Source organism: Stenotrophomonas sp. STEN008 (genome assembly GCF_056760435.1).
This window is the reverse complement of record NZ_JBRRET010000068.1, coordinates 1-7176: the sequence shown is the minus strand read 5'-3', so window position 1 is coordinate 7176 and position 7176 is coordinate 1. Positions and strand designations below refer to the sequence as shown.

The 7176-nt window shown below is 68.0% G+C and carries 5 protein-coding genes; 3 read left to right on the top strand and 2 right to left on the bottom strand.

All coding sequences use genetic code 11. The features are described from left to right. A partial coding sequence (locus ACVOME_RS18365) for a S8 family peptidase (RefSeq protein ID WP_481505379.1) occupies positions 1 to 2335 on the bottom strand: 2335 nt, incomplete at its 3' end. Positions 2336 to 2558: 223 nt separating this feature from the next. Between ACVOME_RS18365 and ACVOME_RS18360 the strand changes: the two genes are divergently transcribed. Beyond that, positions 2559 to 2909, top strand: a complete 351-nt coding sequence (locus ACVOME_RS18360; RefSeq protein ID WP_461287944.1) for a VOC family protein — start codon at positions 2559 to 2561, stop codon at positions 2907 to 2909. Positions 2910 to 2919: 10 nt separating this feature from the next. On the opposite strand, the gene ACVOME_RS18355 is transcribed toward ACVOME_RS18360, so the two are convergent. Then, positions 2920 to 3207, bottom strand: coding sequence for a hypothetical protein (locus ACVOME_RS18355; RefSeq protein ID WP_053517182.1), 288 nt, complete (start codon positions 3205 to 3207; stop codon positions 2920 to 2922). Between the two features lie 204 nt (positions 3208 to 3411). On the opposite strand from ACVOME_RS18355, the gene ACVOME_RS18350 reads away from it, so the two are divergent. Further along, on the top strand, positions 3412 to 4305 hold the full coding sequence (locus tag ACVOME_RS18350; RefSeq protein ID WP_053517184.1) for an NAD-dependent epimerase/dehydratase family protein: 894 nt from the start codon (positions 3412 to 3414) through the stop codon (positions 4303 to 4305). Positions 4306 to 4515: 210 nt separating this feature from the next. After that, positions 4516 to 7056: a methyl-accepting chemotaxis protein gene (locus ACVOME_RS18345; protein WP_315973560.1), complete on the top strand. Its 2541-nt coding sequence runs from the start codon at positions 4516 to 4518 to the stop codon at positions 7054 to 7056. The last annotated feature ends 120 nt before the right edge of the window (positions 7057 to 7176 follow it).

The following is a 7176-nucleotide window of genomic DNA, read 5'->3' as shown; positions in this document are numbered from 1 at the left end:
CCAGGCCATCGGCTACGCCAGCGACGGCGCGCTGGTTGCGCGTGGTGGCCGCGGTGGCCAGCAGCGCACCCCGGGCCACGTCGATGCGCGCACCATTGGCGCTGTAGGCCAAGCTGAACTGCAGGAACGGCGAGAATGCACTGAAGTCGGTACGGGCGAACTGACCGTTGATGCCACCGTCGGCGCGCAGGATGTTGAACTGCTCACCCAGGTAGTACACGCCCGGTTCGGGCAGCGCGACCAGTGTGCCGTCCAGCGTGGCGGTGCCGGTGACGTGCAGCTGGTCGCTGCGGCCTCCCGGCGCCAGTTCAGACGCGAACACACCGGTAGCGCCCTGCACATAGTCACCGTTGACGGTCAGCGTGCCGATCGAATTGCCCGGCGCGATGATGCCGTCGACCCGGGTGGTGCCCAGGGTGCCGACACCCTTCAGCAGGCCATTGGCGCCTACGGTGGTATTACCGCCGGTCTGCGTACCGTTGAAGGAGACCACGCCGCCATCGACCACCAGGTTGCTGTGGTCCAGCGCGCCGCTGGCGCTGACCGTGCTGACGCCGCCGGTGGTGTTCAGGGCGGTGGAAACCAGCGAGCCGTTGAGCAGGAACTGGCCGCCCTTCACCTCCACTGCCGAGGTGAGCGTGTTGGCGCCATTCAATTCCAGGACGCCATCGTTCACCACCGCACCGTTGAAGCTGTTGTCGCCGCTCAGGCGCAGCCAGCCGATGCCGGACTTGGTCAGCTTGCCGGGGCCACCGATGTCGTTGGTCCAGTCATCCCAGGCCTCGCCTTCCCAGACCTTCAGGCCACCGGCCTTCTGGTTCATCACCACATCGGTGTCCACGCGCAGCGAGCCGAAGCCTTCGATGGCCTTGCGCAGGTCGACCATGCCCCAGCCGTAGATCTCATCGATGCCCGGATCGCCCAGATCGCGGGCGGTCGTCAGCAGCACGTCGCGGACCTGTGCGCTGTCCAGGTAGGGGAAGCGCTCAAACAGCAGCCCGAGGGCGCCGGTGATGTGCGGCGCCGCCATCGAGGTGCCCGTCTTCAGGCCGTAGGTGTACTCGGTGTTCTCGCTGTCGATGATCAGCCGCAGGTACTCGCTGGTTTCCTCGATGCGTCCCTGGATCTCACCGGAGACGATGGTGCTGGCGATGTCAGTGCCCGGGGCGGAGATGCACCAGTTGGCGGCGGCACCGCAGATGCTGGAGCTGTCGTCGAGCACATAGTCGGTTTCGCCATCGTCGGCGACCGGCTGGCGCACGTTGGCCACGGCCAGCCAGTAGGGTTCGATCTCCGGCTTCCAGCGGGGCAGGGCCGCAGTGATGCCCGCGACGGCCCCGCTGCCGTTGCCGGCCGACCACACCTGGATCAGGGTCGACCCGGGGGCAGCGTCGCTGCCTGCGTAGATGCTGCCGTAGACGTCGTAATCCGCGCCAATCGCGGCGTACTGGCGGTCGAGCGCCGCGGCACTCATGTTGCGGGTCGAGATGCCCCAGCTGTGGTTGATGGCGCGCACGCCCTGCGCCTGGATCTGCGCATACATGTCCAGTACGGCGTCGTCGTCCGGGTCGGTGCGGTACACCGCGCGGGGGCGATAGAAACCATCCGGATCCAGGCGCCACTCATAGTAGGTGTCACCGAACACGCGCGCTGCCGTCAGGTCGGCACCGAAGGCCACGCCATGCATGCCGGTGCCGTCGCGGTTGGCGCCGATGGTGCCCAGCACGTGGGTGCCATGGTCGGCGTAGCTGAAACCGTAGGGCAGGCCGGCCGCGATCAGGCGACCGGCGAGCGCCGCCGGCACCCCGGCACCGAGGCCGTAATAGTTGTAGCCGGGTTGTTCGCCGCGGGTCTGCGAGCAGGCCCCTTCGCCGGCGACGATCCCCGCCGTCGCGCAGTCCGGGCCGATGGCGATGCTGGTGGTGTTGCGGCCGGCGAATTCCGGGTGGGCCAGCGCCGAGCCGGAATCGAACAGCGCCAGGCGTACACCCTGGCCGGTCAGGCCGCGGGCATAGGCATGGTCGGCCCCCATCGCGGCCAGGCCCCAGTCGGCATTGAACTCGTCGCTGTGCCAACTGGCGGCGTCGCCCGCATTGCCCAGGACCGGGGTGGACGTGGCCTGCGCCGAAGCACCGACGGTTGCGTCCGTCTGTGCACCGCCTGGCTGGGCCCACGCCGCCTGCAGCTGGCGCTGCTGTTGCCAGGCATCGAGTGAATCGGAGGCCATCGCCGGCAGGGCGGCTGCCAGTAGCAGGGAGCTGGCCACCGCGAGTGCCAGCGGGCGTTGCAAGGGGGAACGGGAGCGGGACGAACGGCCATGCAGCGGGTGATTCATCAGGCAAACTTCCTTGATTGACGGTCTACCCAGCCGCTAACTGTCCTGGATGCGTTTCACCCCCAGCGATGTGACGGGAATTTTGTTAACGCGTTAATGTTTCGTGACGAAAGCCACACTTTTCGCACCCTGCCGCATCAGTCTGTACACGCGTCCCTGAAGATTGACGGTGTGCCGGCCGGTCGCGCAGTTTCGTTTTTGCCCCTCATTGAACAGGAACGTCATGGCTGTCAGACGCATCGTCGCCAACATCGCCACGCCCGATCCGGCGCGCGCCGCCGCGTTCTACGGTGGCATCCTCGGCATGCCGGTGGTGATGGATCATGGCTGGATCGTCACCTGCGCCGGGCAGGACACTGCACCTGCGCAGCTCAGTTTCGCCAGCGAGGGCGGATCGGGTACGCCGGTGCCGGACCTGTCGATCGAGGTGGACGATCTGGATGACGTCCTGCAACGGATCCGCAGCGCCGGCATCGACGTCGTGTATGGCCCCGTCGAGGAGCCATGGGGCGTGCGTCGGTTCTTCGTCCGCGACCCGTTCGGGCGCCTGCTGAACCTCCTCAGCCACGGCTGAGGTGCGTCGCTCAGTCCTGCTGACCCGGTTCGTCGCGGCCCTGTGGACCTTGATCGGACTGCTGGCGCTGCTGTTGTGCGCGGGCGTGGCGTGCATGCCCGCCTTCGCGACCGATCGCGGCCATGTGCTGGCGATCGCGGCTGATGGCTTCGCCTCCTTTGCGGCCGGCAATGCGCGCCTCGGCGGGACTGAATTCATGGGCGTTGCCGGAGGCATGGGCGGCGCGCCCACCCTTGGCGGCGATCGCGCGCTGCATGCGCTGGTCCATCGACGCGAACCCGCGGTTGCTGCTGGCCATAGGGGATCTCTCTCGGCGTGGCGGAGCCTCATGCTTGCGGACGGCAGGCTAACGGTACGTCCGCAGATGGCGCGTGGTCTTCACGTTCTGCCTGCCTGTCGTTGACGCTGCACTTGCGCAGCGCCGCTATCGCCCTGGACACAGGCCACGCCTAGAATCGGTTCATCCCGGTAGCTCCCGGGCGCTGTTGAGTGAATGGACTCAATGAAGATTCTGTTGACCGGAAGTTCCGGGCGGATCGGGCGCGCGATCTTCGGCGCGTTGGCGGCCACCCATGAAGTCATCGGGCTGGATCGCAGCCCGTTCGCCACCACACGCATCATTGCCGATGTCACCAACACGAAGGCACTGGAGCGTGCCGTGCGCGGCGTGGATGCGGTGATCCACACCGCTGCGCTGCATGCACCGCATGTCGGGCTGGTGCCGGACACGGTGTTCCAGCAGATCAACGTGGAGGCGACCGCGCAGCTGCTGCGGCTGGCGCGTGACGCCGGCGTCGGACGCTTCGTGTTGACCAGCACCACCGCCCTGTATGGCCATGCCGTGGTGGCAGGCGGTTGTCGCTGGATCGACGAAGACACTGAACCCCTGCCCAGGACCATCTACCACCGCACCAAGCTGCAGGCCGAGGCGCTGGCCGAAGCCGCGGCATCGGAGGCATTCGCCGTGCGCGTGCTGCGCATGGGCCGCTGCTTCCCCGAGCCTCCCGAGCGCATGGCGATGTTCCGCCTGCACCGGGGCCTGGATGCACGCGATGTGGCCAGCGCGCATGCCGCGCTGCTGCACAACGGGGGCGCACCGTTCCAGCGCTACATCGCCTGCGCGCCGACCCCCTTCCGGCGCGAGGACTGCCTGGAACTGGCCACCCAGCCACGCCGGGTGCTGGCGCGGCGCGCACCGCAGCTGCTGGCCGAGTTCGAGCGCCGCGGCTGGCCACTGCCGCTGAGCATCGACCGCGTGTACGACGGCAGCCGTGCGGTTGCGGTGCTGGGCTGGCAGCCGCGCTACGGTCCGGACGATGTACTGCAGCAGTACGCGGCAGGCAGCATCGAAGTGCTGCCACGCACGCAGTGGTTGAAGGACCGGGTGGTCGAGTAGGTTCGCCGCACGTATGAGCCATCCCAAACTGAGTGCATTCAGCTTGACGCAGGGCAACGGCTCAACCCCGCCGCGGAACGGCCGCTAACCCGGTGCGCCCTTGCGGTGCCGGGCATCGCCCGGCTCAGACAGGTCGCCGCGCGAGGGATCGCGCACCAGCGCGGCGCCAACGCGGTGCCGGATGTCCTGACCTGCCTTGCGGACCCTCCCATGCCGTCTTCCCGCTCCGCCGCTGCCCGTCGTCCGGGCAGCATCGCCCATAAGCTGATGCTGGGCACCGCTGCCATCGCGCTGTTGTGCTTCGGCCTGACCGCCTTTCTGATCTACCGCCAGGCCAGTGCCAGCCTGATCAACGCGTCGCGGCAGACCATGGCCAGCGAGGCGCATGCCGAAGCGCGCCAGGTTGCGGCCGATCTGGGCACCGCCTTCGCCAGCAACGATGCCATGGTCGAGGCCGTCCTGGCCCAGCGCGCGCGGGGCGACCAGCCTGATCGTGCCAGCCTGGCGGCCGTGCTCGGCGAACAGCTGCGCGCGCACCCGGAGTGGCTGGGCAAGAGCACCATGTGGGAGGCCGATGCCTTCGATGGCAAGGACGCGGAGTTCGTCAACAGCGAGGCCCATGACGCCACCGGTCGCTACATGAGCTACTGGGCCTGGCAGGATGGCAAACCGCAGCAGTCGGTGATGACCGACTACACCGACACCGCCAGCGGTTCCGGTGACTGGTACATGGGGCCGAGCCGCGACAAGCTGCCCAAGGTGAGCGAGCCCTATGCCTATGAGATCGCCGGCCAGAAGGTGCTGATGAGCACCCTGAGCACGCCCATCGTGGAGAACGGCACGTTCCTCGGCGTGTTCACCGTCGATTTCTCGCTGGCGGCGCTGCAGAAGCATCTGGCGACGCTTGCGCCGATGGGAGCAGGCCGCGTTGAACTGCTTTCGCCCAAGGGCGTAGTCCTGGCTTCGGCCGACGCCGCCGAGATCGGCAAGCCGCGCACCGATGCCTTCACCCGCGACATGCTGGCCGGAATCGCGGCCGACAGGACCGTCGAAGCGTTCGAGCCGGATGCCGCCGGCAATGTGCGCCTGTACGTGCCACTGCGGGTTGGCGATGCCCCGCAGCGCTTCGCGCTGGGTGTGGTGGTGCCGCATGCCATTATCGTGGCCGAGGCTCGCCAGCTGCTGTGGCTGACGCTGCTGGTCGGCGTGCTGGCCGCGCTGACATTGAGCGCCGGTGTCTACCTGCTGCTGCGTCACCTGGCGATCCGGCCGCTGGCGCAGGCGGTACGCATTGCAGGTGACGTGGCGGCGGGCAAGCTGGACACCGCGCTGCCGGCGCGCGGCAACGATGAGGTCGGGCGCCTGCTCGAGGCGATGCAGGGCATGCGGGGACAGCTGCAGGCTGTGATGGCGGCGCAGGCGGAGATGGCACGCCGCCATGATGCGGGCGAGCTCAGTTACCGGATGGACGCGGCGGCCTTCCCGGGGGAGTACGGTCGCATGGTGGCCGACAGCAATCAGCTGGTGGCGTCCAGCAATGCGGTCACCCAGCGGCTGGTGGACGTGATGCAGCGCTACGCGGTGGGCGATCTGAGCGTGGACATGGAGCCGCTGCCGGGCGAGAAGGCGGTGTTCACCGCCGCCATGGCCACCACCAAGAGCAACCTTGCGGCGATCAACGAGCAGATCCAGCAGCTGGCCGCCGCTGCTGCCGCCGGCGACTTTGCCGTGCGTGGTGACAGTGAGCGGTTCGAGCACGATTTCCGCCGCATGGTGACCACGCTGAACGCGATGATGCAGGCCAGCGACCACAACCTCGCGGCGCTTTCCACGCTGCTGCGCGCCATCGCCGCCGGCGACCTCAGTGCACGCATGCAGGGCGACTTCCATGGTGTGTTCGCGGTGATGCGCGACGATGCCAACAGCACCGCGCAACAGCTGACCCATATCGTCGGCCAGATCCAGCAGTCAGCGGCGAGCATCCGCCTGGCGGCCGGCGAGATCGCCGCGGGCAACAGCGATCTGTCGCGTCGCACCGAACTGCAGGCGGCCAACCTGGAAGAAACGGCAGCGTCGATGGAGGAGTTGACCTCCACCGTGCGCCAGAATGCCGATCATGCCCTGCAGGCGAACACGTTGGCCGCATCGGCGGCGGACGTGGCCAGCGAAGGCGGAAAGGTGGTCGGCCAGGTGGTACAGACCATGCAGCAGATCGAAACCTCATCGCAGCGCATCGCCGAGATCATCTCGGTGATCGACGGCATCGCCTTCCAGACCAACATCCTGGCCCTGAACGCCGCCGTTGAGGCCGCGCGTGCGGGCGAGCAGGGTCGCGGCTTCGCCGTGGTGGCCAGCGAAGTGCGCGCGCTGGCCCAGCGCTCGGCCGCAGCGGCGAAGGAAATCAAGGGACTGATCGACGCATCGGTGGCCCAGGTCGGCAGTGGTGCGCAGCTGGTGCACCGCGCAGGCAACACCATGCAGGAGATCGTCGGCCAGGTCGGGCGGGTCAACGAGATCATGGCCGAGATCTCGGCCGCCTCACGCGAGCAGTCGGCCGGCATCGAGCAGGTCAACCAGACCGTGGTGCAGATGGATGAAACCACCCAGCAGAATGCGGCGCTGGTGGAAGAGGCCAGTGCTGCCGCGCGCGCGATGGAAGAGCAGGCCGAGCAGCTTGCGGTGGCGGTGTCCCGCTTCCGGCTGCAGTCGGAAGCGGGCACGGGCACGACGGCCACGCTGCGCGCTGCCTGATGCCGGAAACGAAGACGCCCCGCGGGGGCCCGGCGGCGGGTTGATACATTCCGCGCGTCCTTGCGCAGGTGTGGGTTGGTCGGAACATTACTTGAAACGGGTTGCCGCCGGTCCGGGCAG

Coding starts and splice junctions, on each gene's coding strand:
- ACVOME_RS18360 (WP_461287944.1), top strand. CDS start 2,559: ATGGCTGTCAGACGCATCGTCGCCAACATCGCCACGCCCGATCCGGCG.
- ACVOME_RS18355 (WP_053517182.1), bottom strand. CDS start 3,207: ATGGCCAGCAGCAACCGCGGGTTCGCGTCGATGGACCAGCGCATGCAG.
- ACVOME_RS18350 (WP_053517184.1), top strand. CDS start 3,412: ATGAAGATTCTGTTGACCGGAAGTTCCGGGCGGATCGGGCGCGCGATC.
- ACVOME_RS18345 (WP_315973560.1), top strand. CDS start 4,516: ATGCCGTCTTCCCGCTCCGCCGCTGCCCGTCGTCCGGGCAGCATCGCC.